This window comes from Bradyrhizobium sp. 521_C7_N1_3 (genome assembly GCF_052075975.1).
Lineage (GTDB): Bacteria > Pseudomonadota > Alphaproteobacteria > Rhizobiales > Xanthobacteraceae > Bradyrhizobium > Bradyrhizobium japonicum.
Map to the genome: position 1 here is coordinate 6,178,034 of NZ_CP197232.1, position 24,345 is coordinate 6,202,378.

Genomic DNA, 24,345 nt, shown 5'->3' on the forward strand with positions numbered 1-24,345 from the left:
CGGGTTACGCATCATGGCGCGGGGAGAAGACAACTCCGCTCCGGACGTCGCGCCTCCCAGGTCCCTGCGACGCAACGCATTGAAGCAGCTGTCGTGAATATTCCCCCGTCCCACAGGCTGGCATGGTGACATCATGCTTCTGGCTTGCCCGACGCGTCCAATCGATTCGGAAAAATAAAATTCGTCAATGGGTTCGCTACTGTGCATGGGGTTGTTTTCGACATTTTAATTTTCCGCCCCAGAAGCAGCCGCCCGCTACCGGTCGTCACGCAGCGGGAGCAGGCTCCACGCCGACGGTCAATCCACCGATGATTTGGAAAAAATGGTCGGAGCGAGAGGATTTGAACCTCCGACCCCTAGTCTCCCAGTTATAAACGACCTGATTTATAGCCATTCCTGACGTTGGATGGCGCGCAACAAATCGCTGTAAATCAAACGTAATCCAACCAAAGACCACTTGCCTTTTCCGAGCCAATAGCCAGACTGCTGGCTACATACTGGCTATAAATTTGGTGGGGCATGGCAACGATCAGGATTTCGACCGATAGCGTAGCGGCGCTCATGAAGTCTGCGGTTCCCAACAAGACGACCTACTATTTCGACGACGATCTTGCGGGCTTCGGTCTCTACCGCACCACCACGGGCACCGGCACCTACTTCGCCGAATTCCGCCCCGTAGCCGGCGGCAGCAAGAAGCGATTGAAGTTGGGCCGGGTCGGCACCCTGAAGGCCAATGAGGCCCGCGAGGCGGCCCGCAAGGCGATCGCGAACGCCGCATTGGGGAAAGACCTTGCCCAAAATCGGAGCGACGAGCGGGCCAGCCTAACGGTTGAGGAATTGGTCTCGAAATACATCGAGGAATACGTCGCCGAGCACAAAAAAGCGTCCACCGCGGGCCTTTACCGCATGCTCCTAAAGAAGCACGTCAAGCCTCGGATGGGCTCGACTAAGGCAGTGGTGCTGACCCGAGTTGATGTACAACGCGCGCACTCTCTAATGACGCGCGAAGCCCGCATATCCGCTAACCGGGCAATCAAGCTGGTGTCTGCGGCGTACGGTTGGGGATCGCGGCATGGCCACGTGCCGGAAGGTACGAACCCTGCCTCCGGCGCGAAGCTGAACGAAGAGGAAGGCCGCGAGCGCTATTTAACGACCGCCGAGCTACTGGCGATTGGCAACGCCATGATAGAGGCGGAGACCGTTGGCCTGCCTGTTGAGGCCGGTGACGCCAAGCACGCGCCTGTCGGGCAGCTTGTGAAAATGTCGCCCTACGCCACCGCCGCAATCCGGATTCTTATGCTGACCGGCGCGCGCTTGCGGGAGATCCTGCACTTGCGCTGGGACGAAGCTGATCTGGATCGCGGTGTGTTGCGGTTGCCCGACTCGAAGACTGGCAGAAAGACGATCTATCTACCGGCTGCGGCAATCGACATCATCAAGGGCCTGACCAAGCTGGGTGCTTTCGTCATCGCTGGAGAATCGGCCGGTACCAAGAATGAGAAACCGCGCGCGGACCTGAAGCGCCCATGGGCAGCCATTTGCAAGCGGGCTGGCGTGACCGGTGTCAGGATCCACGATCTGCGGCACAGTTTTGCCAGCGTCGGGATCGGTGACCAGATGGGCCTCCCGGTGATCGGCACCCTGCTCGGTCACGCCGATCCGAGTACGACAAACCGATACGCTCACCTGGCCGACGAGGCAGCCCGCCGCGCGGTTGAGGCCATCGGCGGTAAGATCGCCGCTGCGCTGAGTGGAAAATAGCCCGAGGAACCTAAACCAGCCCGCAAGATTTGATTCCTGCCGGGCTGGAACTGCACGGAGAACCCCATGCGAAAAATCCGCCGCCGCTTCGAACAAATTCAATCTGCTGAAGAACGTCTGGTTGAGCAAGCCGCGGAACTGCGGGAGCGGGCTAAGGCGATGCCTCCGGGGGTCGAGAAAGATGCCCTTCTCCGGCGCGCCCGTCAGGCTGAGACTGGCACTCACGTCAGCGAAAGGTCGCTGGGGTTGTAGTTGTCGACGGCGCTGGAGCCCGGCCGAACGGAAAAACGAGGCCAGGGAGGCGGTGCTTCCGGCTAGCGTTAGACGAGCTACGGTGGTGCGGAGCGACGTTACTCGTCGATCTCGCGGAGCTTGCGTTCTAGACGGTCCATCTCGGCGCGCAGGCGTTCGGCTTGCTCTAAATCCCAGCCAACTCGCCGCAATTTTTGGCGACACTCCAGAATCTTCATCGCGAGTTCTACGCGCTCGTTCTGGTGGGGCACGGTGGGCATTTCCGATGGTCCCCTATTAGGATCATCGAAGGCCCGATTAGTTCAACGGGGCTACTCTCACTCAACAGGCCAATCGGCCATGCTGCGGTTTCTTATCTGCGCAAGTAGAAACGAGTAGCGAGCTGTGGAATTAGGGGTGGATGGCGGAGCCGTTCGGCAACAGTTTTACTGTCGTTGAGGTAGCCTCGGACGACGCAAAAACTGAGATATGGATTGCGTTGGTTAAGCCGAGCCAGGCGCCGACCCTGGTACTCGCCGCCGTTCCAGAAGGCTGGACTGCAGCTGTTTTAGATGTCCCGATCACCGCAGAGCAGCAGGGAATGTTTGAAGAGCTTAACCTTCAGCCTGGTGATGTCCAGAGGTTGCAGGGCGCCTACGTAGGCGTACGCCGCTCGCTTTCAGCGCTGTTCGCTGCCCTCAGAAGCTCTTCGATATAGGCGGCGATGTCGCCAATCGCAGCCCGCAAGTCGGCCTCCGGAATGCCCTGCCCCTTGGCAGCCTCGATGAGACGTCGCGAGAGTTCCGGCACATCCTGCGACGCGCCCGCAGTATGGTCCTGTTCGACAGCATGTATGCTGTTCTCTACCCAGAAATCGATAAACTCGCGGGCCCTGTCTGACATGTGACGTCCCCTGCTGGGACACGCTTAGCGCGCCCTTCTCAAAAGGGACAATCGAAATCACGGTTCCCGTGTGAGTAAATGAAAGGCTCCTGGGAAAGCGGTAGCCCGCCTCAACCTGCGCTGCGGCATGCTGCGCGCTCGGCTCGCGCTCGCGCGATTATAGCGCGACCGGCTCTCCCACCTACAGACAGGCCCGCCGCAGGCGAAAGTCGTAGGAACGAGCCCTCATCGCATTGCATTGATTTGTCGCCCTATTCGAACATGGAGATGTGAATGCGAAAAATTGCACTAGCAGCATTGGCTGCCGGCGCGATCTCCGTCGCCGCTGTCGCTCCCGCCGAAGCCCATTGGCGTGGCGGTTGGCACGGCGGTGGCTGGGGTCCAGGACTTGGCTTTGGTCTCGCCGCTGGAGCACTCGCCTTTGGCGCCGCAGCTGCGGCCTCTCCCTACTACTATGGTCCCGCTTACGGCCCGCGGTATGGTTACTATGGCCCGGGTTATTACCGACCCCGCGTTTATTACAGGCCATACGCTTGGGGCGGATACTATGGTCCTCGGTACTATGGCGGATGGGGACGTCCAATTTACGCCGGCTGGTAACTCAAAAACAGAAGCATGCGCCCCACCCTTGCGGGGTGAGGCGCTACGGCGGCATGCCTCCGCACGGAACCTTTCTTAAAGTCCGATTTTAAGGAGTTTCAGGGAGGTATCCCAGGAGGAGTATCGCAGATGCCCGAGTCACATCGGCGGTGGAGTGAAGAAGATATCTCCGAGCTCAAGAGCCTGGCGGGGAAGATGCCAGTTGGCCAGATTGCCGCTAAACTGGGCCGGAGCGAAGGTGCTGTCATGGTGGAAGCTTCGAAGTTGAAGCTCTCGCTTCGCGTTCATCGAACGCAACACCCGCAAACCGCCTCGGCTTAGCTTTTCAGCTCAGCCGCCGGTTAATGCGCGTTGCAGCGGGAACGCCCACCCTCGCGGGTGAGGCGCTACGGCGGCGCGGTCAACGGCCCTACTGGCGCGCGCCAAGCAGAATCACCTCATCATCCGAAGTTCGCTTCGCCCACGCAGCGCGTGCGTGTTCTAGCCGGAGCGAACCGTCCCGATCGTGGCTCGCGGCCCACGTGTTTAGGCTGTCTGTGGATGCCCCCTTGAGAAGGACGTGAAGACCGCCCTTGTGAACAACGGGGTCGCAGCCCTTAGCTCTTAGCCCGGAATAAAGGTCTTCGCAAAGAAAGGTCTGGATGGGTCGATTTTGATGGTGGCGCCGCCGCTAAGATTAGTCATTGGTATTATTTCCCTACCCCCGTCCCGCGAGCATTCAGAGGACATGATTTCGTGGCATCATGATTTCATGAAGAAAACAACGAATGATCGCACGCTTCCACAGAAGCGGCCTGCTGTGACCGGGGCCCCGGTTATGGTCCGTATCCAGCCCGACATGGCCAAGGAATTAGACGACTGGCGCCGTCGCCAAGAGGATCTGCCCGGCCGGCCAGAGGCCATCCGCCGGCTGGTGGAGATCGGACTGAAGGCCAAGAAATAGATGCCAGCGCGTGCCAGTCATCTGCCGACCAGCTCGGAGCGAGATGCATTGCAAAAACTACGCGCGGGTCGCGAGCTGACACTGAGAGCCCTTGAGCCCACCGGTCAGCGCACCATCGCAAACATGCTGTCGAAGAGCTGGATTGAACGTGGGAGCACGGCAGGAGCGTACCGGATCACGCCAGCAGGCCTCGCTGCCCTGCGCGTCAAGATACCCTAGCGCCGAGAGCTGATTCGCATTTCGCCGTCAAAGGCAGAGGAACCATCCTGCGGGCCAGAGATTTCTCTCTTGCTTCAGGTTTCCCCGGCCTGAGGCGCCTTAACAGCGGCCTCCGCGTTGCCCCCGCGGGGGCCGTTCTGCATGCGAGGTACCATGGACGAGAGCTTGAGGGTGATGCTTGCGATCGGCGCGACAATGGCCGTCGCCGCTGGGGCGTTCTTTGCCATCCGTTTTATCGTGGGGTTTTACGGCTAGACGTTGCACGTTAGGGCGTTACCCGTATTTTTCCCAAGGTTGATCTCGCAACGTGGCACTTTCGCATCCCACCCGGCTCCCTATAGTTATCGCGTCAGCGGCGGCCGATTCCGGGACCGATCATCAAAATGAACTGTTCAATTACCAGAACCAATAGCGTCAAGTTGTCGAAGCCCATGCCCTTCGTTAACCGCGTTCCGCTGATTGCCGCAGCTATGTTTGTAGCGCTTACGGGCTCCGCGCACTCGAAAGCTAGTGTCTTCGATAAGAAGGACGTGAAGGGATGGATTGTTCTCGGGCAAGCGTGGGACACTGAAGCCGACTGCTTCGCTACAAAGAGCTTCGGTGATGGCACCGTAGTCAGCTTGTCTATGAATCCGGGTGATCCGAACGGAAAAATCACGTTCAAGGCCAACAGGTCTACAAAAGACGCCGAAATCCCGATGGACGAAATCAAGAAGGCCCTCGGGGCGTGTAAGTGGCGGTACGAAAGTTTGTATAACGAGTAACAAAATGGGCAGGCACAAGCCGCTTTCCGCCGACGAACCAATCACAATCGACCTGCTTGAACGGTGCCTCGACCGGTTGGCCTATGAAATGCGCCGCGCGCCACAAGGCGGTGAAGTCTATCTGCCGCACTTCGAGCGCCTTGAATCAGACCTAGCCGCCGCTAAAGCGAAGGAGGATATGTTGGAACGAGCGCGCGTTAGGGCTGCGCGCTATATGTGGGAGCACTCCATTAAGAAGTAGCCACTACGAACCCGACTCTCACGCGGGGTTTCGCCGCGTTTTCAGCGGCTACAGCTAAGGCCCGAGACAACTCAAGCGCCTGATCCGCCGTCGCCTGGAAATGACTGCCGACAACACTCGCGATGGCAACGGTGATTTCGTCGTCGATTTGCTCAACGCAGATCGCCGCAGACTCGTCGATTTCGATCCGCGCAATTTGGCCCGCCCAATTATCCCGCTCATTCGCCATCACGGCACTCCATGCTTCCGGCGAAAGTCTATCGGAGATACCGTCGCAGGTCACGGTCGACCAAAATCCTAGTTGCCCAACCCCGTACTGACGCCGTAAAGTTGCGGTGGGTCTGGGGGATTTCAATGAAGATATTTTTCTCAACGCTCGCGCTGCTTGCGGTGTGCGCCAATTCAGCCAATGCAGCCGACTGCAAATCTATCGCCGATCCACAGGCGCGCTTGGCGTGCTTTGACCGGCCTGTGGCGCAGAAGCCCCATAGCGTTAAAAACGTTGTCGCGGCCCCTGAATTCACCGCAGCAAAAGGCGTCATAGAGCGCAAACTAAAAGACCCCATGTCCGCACAGTGGGCCGATCTCTTCAAGGTAAAGACCAAAGAGGGTGAGTTCGTTTGCGGGGCAGTGAATTCCAAAAACAGCTATGGGGCTATGTCGGTTCGCGAGGTTTCATTTTTGACGTGCGATTCAACACGGCGACCATCATGCTGAGTGGCGCGTCAGACCCCGATTATTCCGGTGAGGATGCGGCGCGCTATTGCCTCTATTGCCTTCCCGATCCTCGCTCAGAGCAGAGCGTTGCTCCTTACTGCGCGAGCCTGATCAAGTCTTATGTTCGATGATTCCCAGCGCAGCTAAAACACGAAACAATCACTATGTCCCGCAATGGCACCAAGAAGGGTTCTTCGAGGAGAGGCGAAACGTTCTCGCTTACCTCGATTTGACACCAGACGAAACGGTGCTGGCAGACGGCCGCACAATTACCTTCAATGCTTTTGAACATCGGCCGACTTCGCTCGCCTTCATGCAGCGCGATCTTTACTCGACGTTCTTCGGAACGTCAGTCAATGACGAGATTGAGCGAAAGATGTTTGGCGACATTGATCGCAAGGGCTCTCAGGCAATTCGAGCTTTCCAAGGCAATGAAATAAGCGAGTGGCATCGTCACTTTCAAACTCTCTTCGAATACATAGACATCCAGAAGGTGCGCACCCCTAAGGGGCTCGATTGGCTACGCCGGCATTACCCGAAGCCGTCTCAAAACGAACTTATGCTAGAGATGCAAGGGATCCGCGCGCTTCATTGCACAATCTGGACCGAAGGCGTTCGAGAGATTGTGTCTGCTGAAGATAGCGATGTAAAATTCATCCTCAGCGACCACCCTGTGACGGTATACAACTATGCTTGTCCGCCGGACGCGCTGCTGTGCACCTATCCCGACGACCCCAGTATTGCTTTGAAGGCTTCCCAGACCATTTTCCCCCTATCGAGAAACTATTGCTTGATACTGACCAATCTCGAATACGCGCAGAACGCCTCAACTGACCCGCTTGAAAAGCGGACGTTCGCCAAGAATTTCAGGAATTCGATGGTGCGCACAGACGCATTTATTCGCGCGCGCAAACTTCGCTCCTTCGAAGTGCTGAGAGTGAATCGCGTTATCAAAGCTAGAGCGAAACGCTACGTCGCGGCTGGACGAAAAGAGTGGCTGTTCCCGGAAAGCCAAAGCGCAGAGCCGTGGGAGGCGATCGCACAAACATTGCTGCCGCCCAAAGACGAGCTTTGGCACTTCGGCGGAGAGATGTTTGCAAAATTTTCTGACGGCCGGGTCTACTACCAAGACCAATTCGGTCGAACCGAAAAACAGCGTGACTTTCTGTTCAAGGACTTATCAGCTCCACAAAGCTCAAAGCATCCTTGCGGCTGCGGCTCTGGCAAGCCCTTTGGCGCGTGCTGCGAAAAGAAGCCACCATTCTTGCGCCCCTCTTGGAAAGAACTCAGCATACGCGAACGAAACATCCGGCTCTACATTGGCATCACCAAGATTCTCGATTTGGAAAATGCCAAGGATTGGACCCAAGTGCGCCGCGGTATCACGGACGACAAGATCCGAGACGTCTATTTTTTGTATCAAGCACTCTGGCCGTTAGAAACGGACCTTGTCGGCCTTTTACCTAAGCCAGACGGCAAACCACGATCTATTTTTACCGGCCTCATTCATCCGACGACGATCGCGCCGATGGCCGTGACCGGCGCATTGTATTTCGGAACTGTCTTAATGCAGCACCCGTTCCAACATGCTGGGACGGTAAAACCAAAGTTTAGCCCGGTCGACAATCCAAGCGCCTACCGCCAGGAGTTTCTCAAAGACATTTTGATCTTCGTCACGCTCTTCCCACTAATCGATCTCGGCTACATCAACCTTTTTCCAGACCCTTGCATCTTCGACGCTCACTTGCGGCGTCAGATGATGGATATGGCCGAAATGCGAAATGCGCAAAATCCGCTCTACGATCGTAACGAGCAGGAGCGGCTCGAGAAGCTGGCGGAGGAAGACACCAAACGGATGATCCTGTCATTTCCCGATCAGGTTTTGCGCCGGCAACTGCTGCGCTTTAAGCCTGACATGAAGGAGCCACTTCTTGAAAGCGTGATCGATCATATCCAGCGCTCAAAAGAAAGCGACCCGCTGGCGATACTGCAAGCCGCTGATGCTACAAGTCAGGGGCAAACCGCGGGCTTGCTCAATCTAATGAAAATGACGCCGAATTTTGAGATAACGATTTATCTCGCCCAACTGACGGGGTCGAGCATTTTTACCGACAGCGCGTATCGATGGCGCGAGATCAGAGGCGCTATTGCCAGCAAGGAAGCGCGCCTCGCTAAGCTTTCATCCAACTTCAAAAGCACCACGTTCCAGATGCCAACAACGGTAGTCGATGCCGTAAATTTGATAGATGAAGGAGCTACCGCGACCTATCCGGCCCTGATGGCTGATATCTTCAAATATCTACTCAGAGCGAACAATAGCGGCATGCCAAAGCCCAACGTGGAAGATCGCCTCGCCGCGCGGTTTTCGCGATTGCATTCGACCGCACAAACATCGCTTGGGAAAAAAATGAAATGGCCGATCGCTTCGCAGATCACCAGCGCGTTTCCGTCAGGCGGCATACAACATAACAACGTTAATCGTCTTCTGCTGATGTCTAGCTCCGAGCACCATCTCTCTAGCGTTCCGATGGCTTTCCTAATTTCCCGACAGGATTGACCAACTTTGCGCGTCGCCCTCCTCGCCCTCACCGCTTGTCGCGGCCTCACCGGCCTTCCCGCTCTATCCTCAGGCCAGGTGTGCACCGCGCGTTGCGTCACACCATCCCGCGTGACGGTCGTACCTTCCGTGTGCTAGACCGCGCCATCAACACTGAAGGAGCGCGTCTTGGCTAAGAAGAAATAGAAAGCTGTTCGTCGCGAGTGGACCGCTGCAGATATCAAGGACCTGAAGGCGCACTCCAAGGCGCGGACGCCTGTGGTCAAAATAGCCAAGATGACCAAGCGAACCGAGGGCGCGCTCCGCCAGAAGGCTCTCGTATTGGGTTTCGGCCTGGGCCATCAGCGGTAGTTTACTCTACTGTTCAAGCTTAATTTCAGGCTTCGATTGCGCCGCTCGCCTTTGCAGTTACGCTGTCATGGCCGGATGAGTTGCCCTGTCCGGCTTCAGCCTAGCGAAGTCGGCGCGCCATCATACTGGGTGCGTCGGCTTCGTTTTTCCCAAAGGAGATCAGCCGGTGTGGCCCTACGGAATCGCGGCGCTATGCGTTGCGCTCGTGATCGTCGGAGCTTTCGCACTCATTTTTCTCAGCTTCGATTTTCCGGACGAGCCTAAGGCCTGAGTTTAGCAGTGAGGCGCGTTGAAATGATCGTTGGGCAATGAATTTCCTCACGCGGGTTTGCACGCCACGCCTCATGTGTTAGACGGCGCTCTTCAACATTGAAGGAGCGCCGAGTTGGCCAAGAAGAAGAAAACTGTTCGTCGCGAATGGACGAAAGATGATGTGAAAACACTGAAGTCGCTGGCCAAGCAAAAGGCTGGTGCCACAAAAATTGCAAAAGTGCTGAAGCGGACGCCAGGCGCGACGATGGTGAAGGCCTCATTGCTGGGCGTTTCGCTCAGCAGGCGATAGCGCTCACCCCTTGCGCTCCACTAGCATGCTGGCGCCTTCGGCCAGCCTCAACCAGGCTTCATTGTCGGCTGTCTAATTGCTCTATCGGCCAAACGGCGGCATTCCTCAGCTTCGGTTCGATAGCGATCAGCTTCTTCCTCGCTCATCATTCGACTCCCCAGCGAACCAAATGAGGATGGCGACGAGGAAATCGAAGGAAATTTGACGATAGGCCATTACGGGCTCAGGGGCGCGTACTCCTAAAACCCGCGGGGACTTGGGGCCGTGTCCGGTCAATGTTCAAGACCAAGATGTGCCAGTTCGGCCTAACTGGTCGTCTAAGGGCCGCAGCGGATTGCTGCCCCCCTCCGGCGTGCGCGTGTACGACTGCCCAACCTGTAAGAGGTCGTTGTGGGATGCCGGTTGCCATAATTTGTCTGAAGCGTTCCACCTTTTGGATGATCGCGCAGGGCGGAAATGGTCCGAACCGGAACTCCAAAAGTTCGACGATCTGGTCCGCAGAGGACGAAGAAATGCTTTTACATATGCAGGCGAGCGGAGCGTCATTCAGCGACATGCAGCAGATCTCGGCCGTAGCCAGGCATCAGTCGAAGCTCGCTATTCCAACTTAAAGAAGCAGGCTCAACTAAAAAGCTGAGCCGCCCCCGGCAAATGGGGCCTCGGATGTTTGGCCAAATTCTGGAAGAGCTACTTGAGACTTCCGCTGTCGGATCAATTACCGGTCTTCAACGATTTTGCGGTGTCCCGGTGCTTTTGCAACGTCTATCTAGTCGGAAGCATATTCTCCAGCAGCATCCTTACTTTTTGATGCCTTTTGTACTCGGCGATATCCTTTTGGTGGTCTGCGACCATGTGAGTCGCGAACATTTTATCGAAGCCTGCGCCGGACATCTTTGACATCTTGTCATGTTCGGCTTTTTGCTTCGCATTCGGTCCGCTTGGTGAGTTCATCCGAAAGCTCGGCTGACAGACTATCCTGTGCTCAATGCTGTCACCTGCCGCCTGCATAGCCTTGGCTCCAACGCCAAGACCGAGCCGACTTGTAGCATGGTCTACTTCTTGAGAATGCCGATATCGGTGTTGCCCAAATTCTTAATGGCGCGTTCGGCGGCGGGCGTATCCACCGCGTTGTCGTGGGAAGTTGGAGCCGGACTAACAGAGGAAGCATCCACGTCGCCGGTCGCTGCGTGGCTGAGCGCGTTGCCCACGTTGGGACTGGAGGAGCCCGCAGTGCCGCTTATGGTATGCCCGGTCGATAGGTTGCCGCCCGCATAACCTTTGGAGCCGGTGGCCGCAGTTCCACTCGCCGCCGAGCCGCTACTGCTCGATCCACCCGTACTCTGGGCCAATGCGAGCGACGAGCCGCCAAAGAGTAAGATCAAGATAACGGCGATGTGGTTCACAGAGCGGTCCTCTACTTGAATGACCGCTCAATGAGTTGCACCTCCGAAAGTTCCTAAGGGCGCTCTCCAGGCCACCACGTTGATGGTGGATCACTCGCCGAAATCTCAGTGCGCCGGAGTGCCACGAGGTGGCCTAGCTTGTACGGATAGCCCCACACCGCCGAGCAATCCTTTCGTCGTGAACCGGCCGCCTCAGGATGTTCAGACCCTGCAGTGCCGCCGGTGGCTTATCCGAACAAGGCGGATGCTTTGTTGTGCGAGCTATTTCGGTGCCTGCGAGCCCGGGAACCGCAGCCCCTCACTGACATGTAATCCAGTCTCGGCTTGTCTGGCTTTGTGGAGGATAGTTTCGCGGTCGAAATTTCTTGGCTTGCTCATTGCGAGACCCAAGCGACTCCGCAAAAATTGCCCGATAAGAAATAGGCCGCCAACTGAGGCGGCCTCAAGCGGGGGCTCCATGAATTGGCTTGTGGCACTTCTATTTGTTGGACTCGTTTTGGTTTTCTGAGATCGTGGTGGCAGCGTGTGGCCGCCCTTCGCGAGGTGCACGGGACCAATCCGCAGCGTTTCTCCCGTCGGCCAGTACCGAGTCCAGTAATGCCGTGTGTCTAACTGCGTGGGCTATGATGTCAGGGGCATCTCTCAGACCGCCGCCGGTCCCTACGGTAGCAGTTCGGCGGCCGCCTGGAATAAATCCACGTCGTTGTTCAGCAGATCTTGGAGGGTCGGCTCATGTATCTTGTCGGGCTCGATGCCGAGGTCCTCGATTTCGGTACCGGCCTGGGCACCGACGCGCAGAGTGCGCCGGATCGCGACACGCATACTACCGCCCTTGGGCAACGGCTGCAGTGCCCCCGCGCCGTGCAGCAGCTGTCGTAACAGATCGATGGTCCAGACGTTGGCCCCGCCGGCGCCCGTGTTGTTGTCCACCCCCAGGATCTTGCCGATGCCATGGTCCTTGAACCCCGCGGCGAACATGTCCGTCGTGCTGTAGCAGCGAGCATCGATGATGAGCACGACCGCCCCCTTGTAGCGGTGGCCGATGTCGTTGCAACGCTCGGGATCTGTGATCGGAAAGGCGGCGGAGAAGGCCGCACCTGTCTCAACCGCACGCTCGAGCGAAGGTATCCACACCGCGAGCTGCCCGTCCGCCTTGGCCAATTCCACCGTCAGTGGCGTGACTGCGAACTGCGCACGCGTCGGTTCGATCCGCTTCGCCGTGAAGAGCTGGAGCAGCCGCTCGCCGGCCCAGATCAGACCGCCTCCGTTACCGCGGACGTCGAGGATCATGCGCTCTTTCGGGAAGTCCGGATGCTCGAGCAGGCGAACAACCTCGTTCACGAACGGCTCGTCGCGCTGGACGGAGAAGGTGCGGATGCGCAGGTAGCCGACCCTCTTTCCTCCCAGATTGAGCATCTGCACGTCGAATACGTCCGGCATCACCGACTTCAATCCCTGCACAGCGGCGGCGGCGGCGATGGCCGTAGCCTCCTCGGGCGTGCTACCTCCTGCGGTCGTGTAGCCTGCGCTCGCGCGCGCCCGGCGAATCCGGCTGCGCTCGGCGAGCTTCTCCGGAGAGAACAGGAGGGCGTTTATCCGCCGACGAACGTCGCCTTCGAGGTCGAGGCCGAGCGCCAGTGCGGCGCCCGCCGACTGAACGCTCCCCTCGTCCTCGGGCTGGGGCACGTCCACCACCGACCATTCCGCGCGGAACTCTCGCTGCACTCCCGCCAGATCCGTGTAGCCTACGATGACCCACTCGTCGTCCGGCGGTGCTGAGATCAGCAGAGCGCGTTGCGTCAGCCCGTCTACGCCGCGGGCATGGCGTGCGTCCGGGTTGCTGCCGGCGTGGTAGTTGGCTGCGATCTCGACCGCGCGATCGATGGGCACCGCGTTCCAGTAGTTGATTCTGACGCCCTTGTTGAAGTTCGCGTCACCGATGCCCTTCATCGTCTCCGTGACGATGTAGACGCGACTCCCGTTCTCGTAGCAGTGCTTCAATCGGAACGGCAGGAATGCGGCGGCCTTCGCGAAATACTCCGGCAGTATGTAGTTGGTGTGCAGGTCGCGCAGGCCGGTGAAGATATCGGTCAGCTCGTTGTGGAAAGATATCTCGGACTCGTAGCGGCGGAGCCGTCGACGCAGGAGCCGCAGCCGCTGCACCGGATCAATTCCGTGCATCGCCTTCTTGAGCTGCAGATGCGCATAGTATCCGTCGAGCAGAAGGATGGCTTGGTCGACAATGCTCATGCGTTCCTCGGGGCTGAGCTTGTCGATACCGGCGAGGTAGTGGTGCAGGCCATGTCCGCCCTGCAAGACGCCTCGCACGCTGTCGTCCGCGGACGCGGCGAGAGAGTCGAGAGTTCCAGAACCCGTTGTCGACGAAGGAGGAGGCGGCGCGAGTGGTCCCACCGCGGGATACGGCGCGGAGGGCGGCTGGACCTGCACCAACTCAATGCCCGCACCGACCCGCACGCTGATTTCGAGCGGAATGGTCCACGTATTCCCGCCGTCGGCTTGGTTCGCGGCCATCTCTACCTCGCCTTCTGCACAACAGACTCGACCGGGTCGCGGTCAGTCATGTTGATGCGGCCAGTGTAGATCGCACCCCTAAGCGGTGAGCCGAAAGCATACCGAACAGGCAATCCAGTTGCAAGCCCCGCAACACACTCGCACGCCGGTCCCGCCCGACCCAAGACGTCGGCTTTAAGGTGACGACACGATGAACTTTAGATCCACGTGACCAGAACGGGATTTCCTCTTTGGCTACGATTGCAAGAGTTAAGTCGCGAGGTCGTCACCGAGTTTTTGCCCTGAGGTTCTCGCCACGGATCAGGCAGGCCTCGTGACATTTTGGTCCAAGTTGTCGCATTTGCCGGCGCCACCTGCGCAGGTAGCATCGTCGCTTTCCTACCAACGAGTGGGTGATGCCGTGAGAGTGGGAATTGTTATTTTGGCCCTGTTGATTTTTTGACACCCGCAATCGCGCAAACGGTATCAGGGAGAAGGCCCAGGAGGGGACGGATCCACAAAACCAAGTTGCAACTATTGCACCCTTGAATCCAGCTCGCAGAAGGCGCAGTGCGCTCGATGGTCAAACGCGAGCGAGAGGGCAAACTGTGAGCGGGCGGCGTTTGACTGGGGTCCACATGTATGAGGGCTTGCAAGTAGGCTCGAAACGGATCGCAAGTTTTATCATCGCGGTCCTTCTGGCGGTAGCGTCGCGAGCTGCAGCCTATGGAGCCGTCGCTGAATTTTGGGGCAATGAGGGTTCGCCGGAAGCCCTGCAGTTTCTCGCTCAAGCTCACCCGAGCATGGAATTTCTACTCTGACAAGCCTCATCTGGGAGCTCCGCGTAGCCCATCTCCAGCGCCGGTACAGGCTCCAGAGAGCCAAGCCAAAAGTGCGAGCGGTGCAGGCATAGTCAGACTGGTTTGTAAGGGTACCCTCAGGATTCTTGCTTTCGGGAACGGATATTCGGAAAACAATACCAGTGCTTTCGAAGTCGTGCTTGAGATTGACTTGACCAAGCGCACACTAAAGGCTGACGGCTTCACCTACAAAGACACCGAAATAAGCGACACATTTGTTGCGGCACGCTATCCGGATCGGGAAATCGAAGCGATCACGGTGAACAGAATTACAGGTGGCCCCAGCGGCTGGCTCAAGGCTCGGCTAGCCCCTATCCTGTCGCCATGATCAACACCGCCCTCACCCGCCCCCGCGCCGACAATCCGCATGACGAGACTTGGCACATCTATTCCGGCGACGTCCGCATCGGGACCATCGGCGCGGCGCGCCGGAGTGCCTGTGCACGCCGATCAATGGGAATGGTCGGTCGGTTTGTATCCCGGCATGGAGCCAGGCACATGGCGGAGTGGCATAGCATAAAGGAACACAAGCGCGGCCGAATATTTGAATCGTCGCTGGCTCGCTGCCATAGCCGGCGGAGCGGCCCCGGCCTACCCCCTTGATCCCCCCGCAGCCGGGGCCGTCTCTTCGCCGTTTGTCGTATCGGAGTAGCGTATGCGTTCCTCGCCCTCGATCGTGCCGGCTGACCGCCTCGACCGCGACATCTATCTAGTGCTTGAAGACTTCGGCGCGCGCGCCGGTTGCGCCTGGCGTGAAACGGATGAAGCTGACACCGACTTCGAGACGATCCTGCAACTCTTGTCCGGCCAGTACGCCTATCCAGTCCGAATTGTATCTTTCAATCCCGTCGAGGGGTGGTCGCGGGATGCGACTTCTGACGTCGCCGACGCACTGGCCCAGCGCGCAGCCGACTCCGACGCCGAGATCTCCTCTGCACTGCAAGACTTCATCGCCGCCAACGCCACAATGCGCTTCGACATGCAGCTCGCGCTACCCTTGCGCGGGGTCGCCTGATGTCCAGCGAGGAGAAGCCGGCGGCCGCCGGTGCAACGACCACGACGTGCGTCAACTGTGACGATCTCGGCTGGGTTTGCGAGAACCACCCGGACCGCCCCTGGGATGGCCCGCGCGCCTGCACCTGTGGCGGCGCTGGCGCGACCTGCCCGGCCTGCAACGCTACTGGCGAAGCGGAAGCGCCGCGCATGCCGGAAGGATTTCAGGTGGAGGTCGACAAGGACGGCTGGCGACACTGACGTCGTTTCGGAATTTAACTCCGCCAGATCCCTCGGTTGAGCCATTTCCAAAACAACTTACCTGCCACAAAGAGCAGCAACAGCCCGATAACCGTATAAGCGATCCAGTCCATCCGGTTTCGTAGCCTCCGGCGAACAGCACGCTGCGCGTGTTTATTTACACCCGCCGCCACTAACAGTGTCAAGCCGATATCGATTCAGGACGGTTCCGGATTCGCAATCCATGAAACCGCGCGTATCTCTCGACTATGTCGAAAGCGTTTGAGTTCTGTCTGCCCACGGTCGCCAAGGTGGTGCCGGCCGGGCCCAACTGGATCCACGAAATCAAATATGACGGCTATCGCCTGCGCGTCGAGCGCCAGGGCAAGACCGTGCGATTTTTCACCCGCAACGGCCACGACTGGACCAAGCGATACCCCTGGATCGTCGAGGCCGCGCTGGACAACCGCGAGCAGCAATTCGCCATCGACGGCGAGGCCCTGGTGCTCGGCGTCGACGGCGCCTCGGACTTCAACGCCCTGCACTCGCGCAAGCATGATCACGAGGTGCAGCTCTATGCCTTCGATGTCCTCGCGATGGGCGGCGACGACCTGCGCGATCTGCCGCTGCATTTGCGCGAGACAAACGTTGAACGGCTTTTTGCGCGACGGCCGGATGGGATCACCGTGGCGCCATTCGAGCGCGGCGAAATCGGTCCGGATCTGTACCGTGCCGCTTGCCGCATGGGCGTCGAGGGCCTGGTCTCAAAGCATCGCGATCGGCCGTATCGCCGCGGCCGGCAGAAGCACTGGATTAAAGTGAGAACCGGAGCCACCCAGCGATGGGGGGCGAGCTGTGACCGACTGTCCCATAGGCTGCTACTGCATATAACTCGCGGAGAGCGAAATGGCTGAAAGGCACAGCGCCATCTCGGTCGCAACTTTCGGCAGCGTCACGCACAAGAAGTGCGTCGCGCCCATGCGCATCTTCAGTGTGCCGAACGGATGCTCGACGGTCTCGCGGCGTGTGCGCATGGCGTTTGGATTCTTGTCGAGCCGCGCCTGAGCGCGTTCGAGAGCGTCCTCGTACACCCATCGCTTGATACGGCGTTGTGGGCTCGGCGTGCACTTTGGCTTGCCGGGCTTTGTTTGCAAGTTACGACCGGTCTGAGCCGCTTGTTGTCACCTCGTGCGCGACGATCAGATGGCTTTCTGTATCGACCGCCGTCTGCACGTTGTAGCCGACGACCCCAGAACCACGGCCGCTCGTGGCCATCGAACGGCTGTCGGGATCAGTGAACGATATCTGCTGATCGGGCGACGCCAGAACCCCCTGTTTTCAATCGCTGCGAGTTTCGCCATTTCAACGGTCAGATTTTCGAGCCGTTCTTCGATCCGCGTCTTTTTTAACTCCAGTGTTTCCGACGGCTCCTGCCGGTCGGTGGTATCGAGCTGAGCGAGATAGCGCGCAACACTCTCCTCCAATTGCGTGCGCCGCCGCTCGACTTTGCCGCGCGTGAAGTTCTTATCGCGATTATTGACTGCTTTGAATTTGCTGCCGTCGATGGCAACGCTGGCTGTCGCGAGCAAGCCCATCTTGCGGCACACCTCGACGAAGCGCGCGCAGACCTTTTTGATGCCGGGACCATTGTTCTTGCGGAAATCGGCAATCGTTTTGTGATCGGGCGCAAGCCTGGCGAGCAGCCACATCACTTCGACGTTGCGGCCAGCTTCACGCTCAAGCCGGCGGCTCGAATGGACACGGTTGAGATAACCGTAAATGTAGAGCCCTAAGAGCGCGGCCGGATGATACGACGGCCTACCTGTGCCGGCAGGCTCAACGCCACCAAACCCAAGTTCAGCAAGATCGAGGGCTGCAACGAAGGCGTCGATCACGCGAACCGGATTGTCATCTGCAACCCAGTCGTCCAGGCATTCCGGCAACAAAGTAGATTGCCCGCGATCAGCTCCTTGAACGAAACGAGTCGTGCCAGCCCCGCCGATTCAGTGCGGGAATCATAGCAGGCACGGCGTTTTCCCACAGCCAGGGTCAAAACGCGAAGAACTCAGCAGGAGCAAATCTCGTCCGCCTTGCCATACTAAGCGGACCTCAACGAAACGCTTCCGCTACTTCGTAGATGGGCGAGCAGCGGACCTCCGGCAACGTCACGCGCCGCGCGGTGCGGCGTGTCTTGAAGGAGGGCGCAATAACTGGCGACAAGCGCCCGTCGACGAACATCAGCGCGTGATCGGAGGGCTTCCGTTATCTGAATACAGGCTGTGTCGGAGCGGAGCTCCGAAACGGATCATCGGAAGTTGAGAGTCCTCGATTGGGGGGCGGAGTGGCGCCGGGGAATGGGTTCCGCCAAGCTTCCTCACTTGTGCGATTGCAGAAATCCGGATGGCTGCATTTGCTCACCGAGTCTTGCCCCGTCAAGCTACCGAGTGCCCGCCTTGCAGGATGTGATCGGCGGGGCGGGTGGCGTGGAGGTGCAGCTTGCATTGCGGAGTGGGAGGTATAGTCCCGGTCTCGAACCTTCTTGGAGTCCACCTGGGAGTTCATCCGTGCCTGCGCGTTTCTCCCTTGTTCCCAGGTCTGAAATTGCCGGAATAGCGCTTCCTTATCGGCCTCCGACTGGATGTTGGCGACGGCGGGGGTCTCTTGCAGGAATGCCTCAAAGCGTTCTCGCTTTACCGGTTCGAGGCCGTGTTGGTCGAGCCATTGCTGTGCGAGCGGCAGGCGATTCCAGCCGGCGAGTGGTGCCGTCAGGGAGACCTCCTTCCACTTGGGATGAAAGGGCGGGTTCTGCAAAGCGGCGAATTTCGTGAAGAAGGCGTCAACGAACAGGGCGAGCTTGCGACGGCGTTCAGTGTTGGGAGCCCAATTGTATGCTGCGAGCACCGCCGGCACCGCGATCGTTTCCACCGTTTCTCCCTCGGGAATCAGGTTCGGATAGTCTTTCGAGGTCAACGTCGCCGGCAGATAATCGCTCTGCAGGGGCTTCGAATAGGCGACCGCAGCAAGATGAAAGGGGCCGTCATTCTTGAAGGCAGTGACAGACAGGTATGGCTTGCCGCCCACCACGATGACGGCGTCTAGCTCGCCCTTCTTCAACTTTTCCATTGCGATCCGCTGCTCGATATAGACGAAGTTCGCTTTGATCCCGAGCCGCTCGAAAACTGTCAGTGCAGTCACAAACGTGCCGCCATTGGGCAGGTCGACGCTCACCGTCTTACCTTCGAGATCGCTCAGAGTCTTGACTGCCTTCGGTGCGATGACCTGCATCTCCTCATTGTAGAGCTTGGTCACATAGGTGAACTGCTTCTTGATGTTGTTGGCGAAGCCCTTCTTCTCGAGATAGTCGAGCGTGTCGGCGCGCACGATGCCGAGATCGACGCCTTTAAGAAAGAGGATGTCGGCGATGCTCTGCACCGAGCCTCGACCGGTGATCGGCAGGACGCGCAGCTTACCGTCGTCGTCGAGCACGGAAGCGAGGTCTGCACCGAACTGCACATAGGTGCCGCCGATCGTACCAGTAAGCAGCGTGACCGTGTTGGCGTTCATTGCCTTCTTGGTCGAGACCGAGCCGAATTGGAAGACTGCCTTCAGGCTGTCACTAACCTTGGCCGGGTCATACTCGGTCTGTCCGGCATGGGCCGCAAATCCAGAAGCCATCAAGATCATCGCGGCAATCATTCCAAGGAGTTGACGCACAACATCCTCCTGGCATGTGGAACCTGCCACACGGACACAACCTCTCGAATCGTTGATCGTTCCCATGTCACTGTCGAACACTTCTGCTCCGGGTCAAAAGGCGAAGAACTCAGCGTGAGCCAATCTCGTCCGCTACGCCCCACTAAGCTGACCTCAGTGAGGCGTGTCGCCACTTCGCTGATGGGCCAACAGGAGACATTTGCTCACCAGCAAAAGTCTTCCCGAGACCGGCCAGTGCCGAGCGCGGCTTTATCTTTCTCGCGGCACGAAACCTTTACGCTGCTCATCTATTGGTATGTGTAGCGGCGGAACCGGAAAACGGCAGCCGTCTGAGAAAGCCGCGCGGAGCAATGCCCGAGCGGCTTTTTCATGCAGATCGCGCCGTGTCCTTATCAGCGCATCAGCAGGTTCCGAGGTTTGGGACGAAAGCAGATGAGGCCTTTAGCGAGACAGCCATTTAGGGCACGTACCACCGAAGAACTTATGGCGCTGCTCAGCGCAGTAGCTACTGCAATTCTTGCGGTCATCATTATCTCGATGCTCTATTTTGGCCGGGATATCTTTGTGCCCGTTGCTTTGGCTATTCTACTCAGCTTCGTGCTGGCGCCGCTGGTCGGAATACTGCAGCGTATCCATGTCCCCCGCGGATTAGCCGTCGTGAGCGTGGTTATACTTGCCTTCACGCTGATTTTCGCGATGGGGAGTCTCCTCGCCACGCAACTGACGCAACTCGCGGGAGACCTCCCGCGTTACCAATCGACGATAAGCGAAAAAATTCAGTCCTTCCGGGACACAAAAGCCGGCAGGGGCACGCTGGAACGCGCCTCCGACATGCTGAAGGATCTCAGCAAAGAACTTGATAAGCCAAAGGATGCGCCATCCGCACGTGGCTCAGGCTCTGTCGCTGGTTTCAACACGCCCGCGCCGCTGACGCCGGTTCCGGTAGAAGTACGCCAGCCCGATCCTGGCGCGCTGGAAAGCTTGCGGACTCTGATCTCGCCGCTGGTTCATCCTCTCGCGACAACCGGCATCATCATTATTTTCGTCATCTTCATTCTGCTTCAACGCGAAGATCTTCGTAATCGTCTCATTCGATTGGCGGGGTCATCCGATCTCCAACGTACGACGGCGGCGCTCGACGACGCGGCGAGCCGCCTTAGCCGGCTGTTCCTGACTCAGCTCATCTTGAACGGCGCATTTGGCGTGGTGATCGGGATAGGTCTGTGGCTCATCGGGATTCCAAGCGCGATCCTTTGGGGCATCCTGGCGGCAGCTCTCCGCTTCGTTCCCTACATCGGCGCCGTCATCGCGGGCGCGTTCCCGCTTGCGTTGGCAGTAGCCATCGATCCCGGCTGGTCGATGCTGCTATGGACGCTCGCGCTTTTCCTAGTTGTGGAGCCGGTCGTGGGCCATGTCATCGAGCCGATGGTTTACGGCCACAGCACAGGGCTTTCTCCAGTTGCCGTGGTCGTGTCGGCAACGTTCTGGACTGCACTATGGGGTCCAATCGGGCTCGTCCTCGCGACGCCGCTGACGGTGTGCCTTGTCGTGCTAGGGCGTCATGTGGAACGTCTGGAATTTCTTGATGTCATGTTCGGGGACCGGCCGGCCCTTTCTCCCCCCGAAATATTTTACCAGCGGATGCTGGCTGGTGATCCGACGGAAGCCGCCGAAAAGGCCGAAGAATTTCTGAAAGAACGCTCGCTGGCCTCGTACTATGATGAAGTCGCCTTGAAGGGTTTGCAGCTAGCGCAAGCCGATGCCGAGCGCGGCGCGCTTGACCAGGAACGTCTAACGAAGATTCGAGACGCGGTGAACGAATTTGCCAGCGACCTTTCGGATCAGGAGGACCGGCCGCCGGCGAAAAGCAATTCAACCACCGACGCGGAAGCATCGTCCGCGGTGGAAAGCGTTGCAGAAAATGCGACAAATGAAACGTTGCCCATTCTCAGCAAGGAATCCCTCCCGCCGGGATGGCAGGGTGAACATCCCGTCCTCTGCGTGGCGGGGCGCAGTCGCATCGATGAGGCGGCCGCGATCATGCTGGCTCAGCTCTCGACGACGCACGGCCTGGCGGCGCGAGTGGAAGGGGCGGAAGCGCTCTCCACGACGAATGTCTTCCGCCTTGATACCACCGGCGTTGCGATCGTATGCCTGGTCTATCTCGATGCCAATGGACCAGCGCACATGCGTTACTCCGTTCGACGCCTAAGGCGAAAGTTACCGAAGGCAACCATTATCCTAGGCTGTTGGGTCAAGGAAATCGACCCGGCTGCGCTGGAATTGTTGCGGGAAGGCGCGAAAGCCGACCTCGTTGCCGCGAGCCTCGGTGAGGCGGTCAAGCTGTGCATCGAGGCGACGGGAGTGAAGGACCAGGAAGCCTCCAAGCAGGAAATGTCCGCAACAGTAGCTGCGTGAAGTTTCCCTCATGGCCAGATTTCCCGTCGTGAAATCAGGCAGACGTTGTCGGCATATGCCCAATGCTGGAAAGGTTATTTGAGTGTGGAACAATCTAATCGAATTCGCTGCGTCTTGATGGTGTGCGCGACAATCACCACGACTTCGGCCTTCGCGGCTAACCCTGATCAAGGCGAAAATCTCGTCAAACGATGGTGCGCAGGCTGCCATCTTGTCGCAGCCGATCAGAAGGGCGCGAGAGCCGACGCTCCAACGTTCGCGTCCATCGCAGCGAGGCCGGATTTCGACCCCGCCAAGCTAGCGTTCTTCTTGCTCGATCCACACCCGAAGATGCCTAATATGCAGCTCAGCAGGGATGAAGCGTCAGATATCGCCGCCTATATCGGGACACTCAAGTAGCAGCAGAAAACACGCCGCCGACGCGGAGCACGCGCGATCCCGAACGTTCCGCGCTTGATGACCGACAAAGTGTGGTCGAGTTCAAGAAGTCCGCAGCGCGCCCATCTGCTGCCGAAGATTGGTCTACTGTACACCCACCATGTGCGGTCAGCGACGCAATTTGCTGCCTTGAAAGAGCCAAACAGTCCCTTTGCCTGAACAATCGACGTCTGTTCTGGGTCAATCTTGTCGGTTTTCCCGCGAGCCGCTGACTTCCGCTCTAGCCTGATAAGCGGACTCGTCAGATCGGACCGGCATGTCTCAAACGGGCCATTAGCGGAACAGTCGCGCTCTCGCTATTTGGAAGGCTTCTTGGTCCAAAGGCGGGTATGTTGCCATTTGCAAGGCAGGCCCTGTTCCCGCGGGAGGTTCTATGGACGCGAAGTCAGCCGCACGATTTAAACAGCACGTAGAGCGAGTCATTGAGGAGTTATCCTTGGCGCTCTGAAGCCAGGAGATCGTCTATTCACGGGCCGCAGAGGGCCGGACCGCAGCTTGACGACACGGCAGTATGCACGCCTGCGATCGGACTGGCTGGCCGGTATAGGATTGGACCCTCACCTGTTCGGAACGCATTCACTCCGACGAGCCAAGGCGACGCTCATCTATCGTCGCACCGGCAACTTGCGAGCCGTGCAGCTCCTGTTGGGGCATACAAAAATCGAGAGCACCGCTACCTCGGAATAGAGGTCGATGACGCACTCGCAATAGCAGAACAGGTGGACGTCTGGCTGCCCTGGCAGAGCCGACCTGCCCTGCCCCTCCGTTACAGGAGGTTGCGGGCCCGAAACGGAAGTCGCGCTGCGTCATTCAATCACTTCATCGCCCGTGGATACCGGCGAAGGCAAAAAAGAGAAGTGGTTCCCCTGGATCGTCGAGGCCGCGCTGAACAACCGCGAGCAGCAATTCGCCATCGACGGCGAGGCCCTGGTGCTCGGCGTCGACGGCGCCTCGGACTTCAACGCCCTGCACTCGCGCAAGCATGATCACGAGGTTCAGCTCTATGCGTTCGACATCCTCGCGCTTGGCGGCGAGGACCTGCGCCAGCTGCCATTGACGATGCGCAAGACCAATTTGACGCGGCTGCAGCACGGCCGGCCTGATGGCATATTCGTCGCGCCGTTCGAGGCTGCCGAGATCGGTCCGGATCTATTCGCCGCCGCCTGCCGCATGGGCCTCGAGGGCCTGGTCTCGAAACGCCGCGACCGGCGTTATGGCGCCGGCCGCTCGAAAGACTGGATCAAGGTGAAGAACCGGACCCATCCGGCAATGACGCGAGAATTCTGAGCGTTCGGTCGCGCGCCTCCTGCCCAATCGGGCCCGGCGGTTCAATTGCCCCTTTCCGTCCATCCCCTTTCTGGGCCCCTCGGTCGGCTGCGGGCAGCGTTCAGTCTATCGGCCTCTGCTTCAGCAGTGGAGTGCGACAAGCCAGACAGAGGCTTCCCGCCTTTTCCGATCGCAGGCACATCTAGTGAAAGATCCAGTATGGTGCACCGGCCGGTTACCGGTCGCTCATACCAAACAACGTACCGCGCCTTCATTTCGGTCATTCTAGACCCCCTCGGTAGCGGATCGATCCTCGAATAGATCAACGTATCGCGCATGGAGAATCACGTAGCCCTTGGCACCGTCTAAGAGCACCTTGACCTGAGTGGCCGTCGCTCCCTGACCAAGAACGATGCCTTTCTTACCGCTAAGACGCGGTCCAGCCAAAGAAGCAATGACGATCCGTCGACCAGCAAGAAGCTCGTCCTTGGCGGCCAATAGGTCCGCAGATCTCGGCAGGTTACGGTTTGTGTTACGCGGCATGGCTTTAAAATAGCGCAGCACCATTGAGTTAAAAAGCCGGCGTGCGCCAGCCCCGGTGGATAGCGCAAAACTCCGGGTGTGATGTGGTGGGCCTGCCAGCCTCAACCGCG

At 58.6% G+C, this 24,345-nt stretch carries 22 protein-coding genes and 3 pseudogenes; 16 read left to right on the forward strand and 9 right to left on the reverse strand.

The genetic code is table 11. The features are described 5' to 3' along the window. Positions 1 to 519: 519 nt before the first annotated feature. Entirely contained in the window at positions 520 to 1,761 is a 1,242-nt protein-coding gene (locus AB7008_RS28800) for a tyrosine-type recombinase/integrase (RefSeq protein WP_038953071.1), read from the forward strand. Between the two features lie 66 nt (positions 1,762 to 1,827). Next, positions 1,828 to 2,013 carry a hypothetical protein gene (locus tag AB7008_RS28805; RefSeq protein ID WP_028152632.1) on the forward strand — a complete coding sequence of 62 codons (186 nt, stop codon included), beginning with the start codon at positions 1,828 to 1,830 and terminating at the stop codon, positions 2,011 to 2,013. A 98-nt stretch (positions 2,014 to 2,111) separates the two neighbouring features. Here AB7008_RS28805 and AB7008_RS28810 read toward each other — a convergent pair whose 3' ends face one another. Together AB7008_RS28810 and AB7008_RS28815 are read right to left on the reverse strand one after the other, a co-directional pair. Continuing rightward, a complete protein-coding gene (locus AB7008_RS28810) occupies positions 2,112 to 2,273 on the reverse strand; it encodes a hypothetical protein (RefSeq protein ID WP_157790218.1) in 162 nt (53 codons plus the stop codon). Between the two features lie 373 nt (positions 2,274 to 2,646). Next, entirely contained in the window at positions 2,647 to 2,895 is a 249-nt protein-coding gene (locus tag AB7008_RS28815; RefSeq protein ID WP_038945191.1) for a DUF768 domain-containing protein, read from the reverse strand. Between the two features lie 1,252 nt (positions 2,896 to 4,147). Between AB7008_RS28815 and AB7008_RS28820 the strand changes: the two genes are divergently transcribed. From AB7008_RS28820 to AB7008_RS28830, 3 genes are all read left to right on the forward strand, one after another. Beyond that, positions 4,148 to 4,438, forward strand: a complete 291-nt coding sequence (locus AB7008_RS28820) for a hypothetical protein (protein WP_441259891.1) — start codon at positions 4,148 to 4,150, stop codon at positions 4,436 to 4,438. Positions 4,439 to 5,088: 650 nt separating this feature from the next. Next, positions 5,089 to 5,421 carry a hypothetical protein gene (locus tag AB7008_RS28825; protein ID WP_354077578.1) on the forward strand — a complete coding sequence of 111 codons (333 nt, stop codon included), beginning with the start codon at positions 5,089 to 5,091 and terminating at the stop codon, positions 5,419 to 5,421. 4 nt (positions 5,422 to 5,425) lie between these two features. Further along, the gene (locus AB7008_RS28830; RefSeq protein WP_354077576.1) at positions 5,426 to 5,662 is read left to right on the forward strand and encodes a hypothetical protein; all 237 of its coding nucleotides are present in this window, start codon (positions 5,426 to 5,428) and stop codon (positions 5,660 to 5,662) included. Here the strand turns inward: AB7008_RS28830 and AB7008_RS28835 are convergent. Further along, complete coding sequence (locus AB7008_RS28835) at positions 5,652 to 5,891, reverse strand: hypothetical protein (protein ID WP_354098894.1); 240 nt, start codon at positions 5,889 to 5,891, stop codon at positions 5,652 to 5,654. The genes AB7008_RS28830 and AB7008_RS28835 overlap by 11 nt on opposite strands. A gap of 125 nt (positions 5,892 to 6,016) precedes the next feature. Between AB7008_RS28835 and AB7008_RS28840 the strand changes: the two genes are divergently transcribed. From AB7008_RS28840 to AB7008_RS28850, 3 genes are all read left to right on the forward strand, one after another. Further along, positions 6,017 to 6,379 carry a hypothetical protein gene (locus tag AB7008_RS28840; protein ID WP_354077572.1) on the forward strand — a complete coding sequence of 121 codons (363 nt, stop codon included), beginning with the start codon at positions 6,017 to 6,019 and terminating at the stop codon, positions 6,377 to 6,379. A gap of 127 nt (positions 6,380 to 6,506) precedes the next feature. Next, a complete protein-coding gene (locus AB7008_RS28845; RefSeq protein ID WP_441259892.1) occupies positions 6,507 to 8,936 on the forward strand; it encodes a DUF4238 domain-containing protein in 2,430 nt (809 codons plus the stop codon). 736 nt (positions 8,937 to 9,672) lie between these two features. Next, positions 9,673 to 9,849 (forward strand): hypothetical protein, encoded by a 177-nt coding sequence (locus AB7008_RS28850; RefSeq protein ID WP_354118306.1) that lies wholly within the window; start codon positions 9,673 to 9,675, stop codon positions 9,847 to 9,849. A gap of 762 nt (positions 9,850 to 10,611) precedes the next feature. Here the strand turns inward: AB7008_RS28850 and AB7008_RS28855 are convergent. The 3 genes from AB7008_RS28855 to AB7008_RS28865 form a co-directional block, all read right to left on the reverse strand. Next, complete coding sequence (locus AB7008_RS28855; RefSeq protein WP_259225312.1) at positions 10,612 to 10,857, reverse strand: DUF4142 domain-containing protein; 246 nt, start codon at positions 10,855 to 10,857, stop codon at positions 10,612 to 10,614. A 44-nt stretch (positions 10,858 to 10,901) separates the two neighbouring features. Then, positions 10,902 to 11,252, reverse strand: a complete 351-nt coding sequence (locus AB7008_RS28860) for a hypothetical protein (RefSeq protein ID WP_259225310.1) — start codon at positions 11,250 to 11,252, stop codon at positions 10,902 to 10,904. 660 nt (positions 11,253 to 11,912) lie between these two features. Next, the gene (locus tag AB7008_RS28865) at positions 11,913 to 13,784 is read right to left on the reverse strand and encodes a S41 family peptidase (protein WP_247305619.1); all 1,872 of its coding nucleotides are present in this window, start codon (positions 13,782 to 13,784) and stop codon (positions 11,913 to 11,915) included. 990 nt (positions 13,785 to 14,774) lie between these two features. On the opposite strand from AB7008_RS28865, the gene AB7008_RS28870 reads away from it, so the two are divergent. The 4 genes from AB7008_RS28870 to AB7008_RS28885 all read left to right on the forward strand — a co-directional run bounded on the left by AB7008_RS28870 (position 14,775) and on the right by AB7008_RS28885 (position 16,770). Next, positions 14,775 to 14,951, forward strand: a complete 177-nt coding sequence (locus AB7008_RS28870) for a hypothetical protein (RefSeq protein ID WP_259225300.1) — start codon at positions 14,775 to 14,777, stop codon at positions 14,949 to 14,951. Between the two features lie 327 nt (positions 14,952 to 15,278). After that, positions 15,279 to 15,638, forward strand: a complete 360-nt coding sequence (locus tag AB7008_RS28875; protein WP_441259893.1) for a hypothetical protein — start codon at positions 15,279 to 15,281, stop codon at positions 15,636 to 15,638. Further along, positions 15,638 to 15,877 carry a hypothetical protein gene (locus AB7008_RS28880; protein WP_441259894.1) on the forward strand — a complete coding sequence of 80 codons (240 nt, stop codon included), beginning with the start codon at positions 15,638 to 15,640 and terminating at the stop codon, positions 15,875 to 15,877. The genes AB7008_RS28875 and AB7008_RS28880 overlap by 1 nt, the downstream gene beginning before the upstream one ends. A gap of 290 nt (positions 15,878 to 16,167) precedes the next feature. Continuing rightward, a complete protein-coding gene (locus tag AB7008_RS28885) occupies positions 16,168 to 16,770 on the forward strand; it encodes an ATP-dependent DNA ligase (RefSeq protein WP_441259895.1) in 603 nt (200 codons plus the stop codon). Here the strand turns inward: AB7008_RS28885 and AB7008_RS28890 are convergent. Together AB7008_RS28890 and AB7008_RS28895 are read right to left on the reverse strand one after the other, a co-directional pair. Beyond that, positions 16,735 to 17,859: pseudogene (locus AB7008_RS28890) on the reverse strand (transposase). The gene AB7008_RS28885 and the pseudogene AB7008_RS28890 overlap by 36 nt on opposite strands. 583 nt (positions 17,860 to 18,442) lie before the next feature. Continuing rightward, positions 18,443 to 19,570, reverse strand: a pseudogene (locus AB7008_RS28895) (TAXI family TRAP transporter solute-binding subunit); the annotation flags it as partial. A gap of 483 nt (positions 19,571 to 20,053) precedes the next feature. Between AB7008_RS28895 and AB7008_RS28900 the strand changes: the two are divergent. The 4 genes and pseudogenes from AB7008_RS28900 to AB7008_RS28915 all read left to right on the forward strand — a co-directional run bounded on the left by AB7008_RS28900 (position 20,054) and on the right by AB7008_RS28915 (position 23,713). Beyond that, positions 20,054 to 21,988 carry an AI-2E family transporter gene (locus AB7008_RS28900; RefSeq protein WP_231142103.1) on the forward strand — a complete coding sequence of 645 codons (1,935 nt, stop codon included), beginning with the start codon at positions 20,054 to 20,056 and terminating at the stop codon, positions 21,986 to 21,988. Between the two features lie 117 nt (positions 21,989 to 22,105). Continuing rightward, on the forward strand, positions 22,106 to 22,387 hold the full coding sequence (locus tag AB7008_RS28905) for a c-type cytochrome (RefSeq protein ID WP_441261257.1): 282 nt from the start codon (positions 22,106 to 22,108) through the stop codon (positions 22,385 to 22,387). Between the two features lie 486 nt (positions 22,388 to 22,873). Further along, positions 22,874 to 23,154 (forward strand): annotated as a pseudogene (locus tag AB7008_RS28910) (tyrosine-type recombinase/integrase); the annotation flags it as partial. A 100-nt stretch (positions 23,155 to 23,254) separates the two neighbouring features. Then, positions 23,255 to 23,713: an ATP-dependent DNA ligase gene (locus AB7008_RS28915; protein WP_441259896.1), complete on the forward strand. Its 459-nt coding sequence runs from the start codon at positions 23,255 to 23,257 to the stop codon at positions 23,711 to 23,713. A 264-nt stretch (positions 23,714 to 23,977) separates the two neighbouring features. Here AB7008_RS28915 and AB7008_RS28920 read toward each other — a convergent pair whose 3' ends face one another. After that, entirely contained in the window at positions 23,978 to 24,259 is a 282-nt protein-coding gene (locus AB7008_RS28920) for a hypothetical protein (protein WP_166341759.1), read from the reverse strand. Between the last annotated feature and the right edge of the window lie 86 nt (positions 24,260 to 24,345).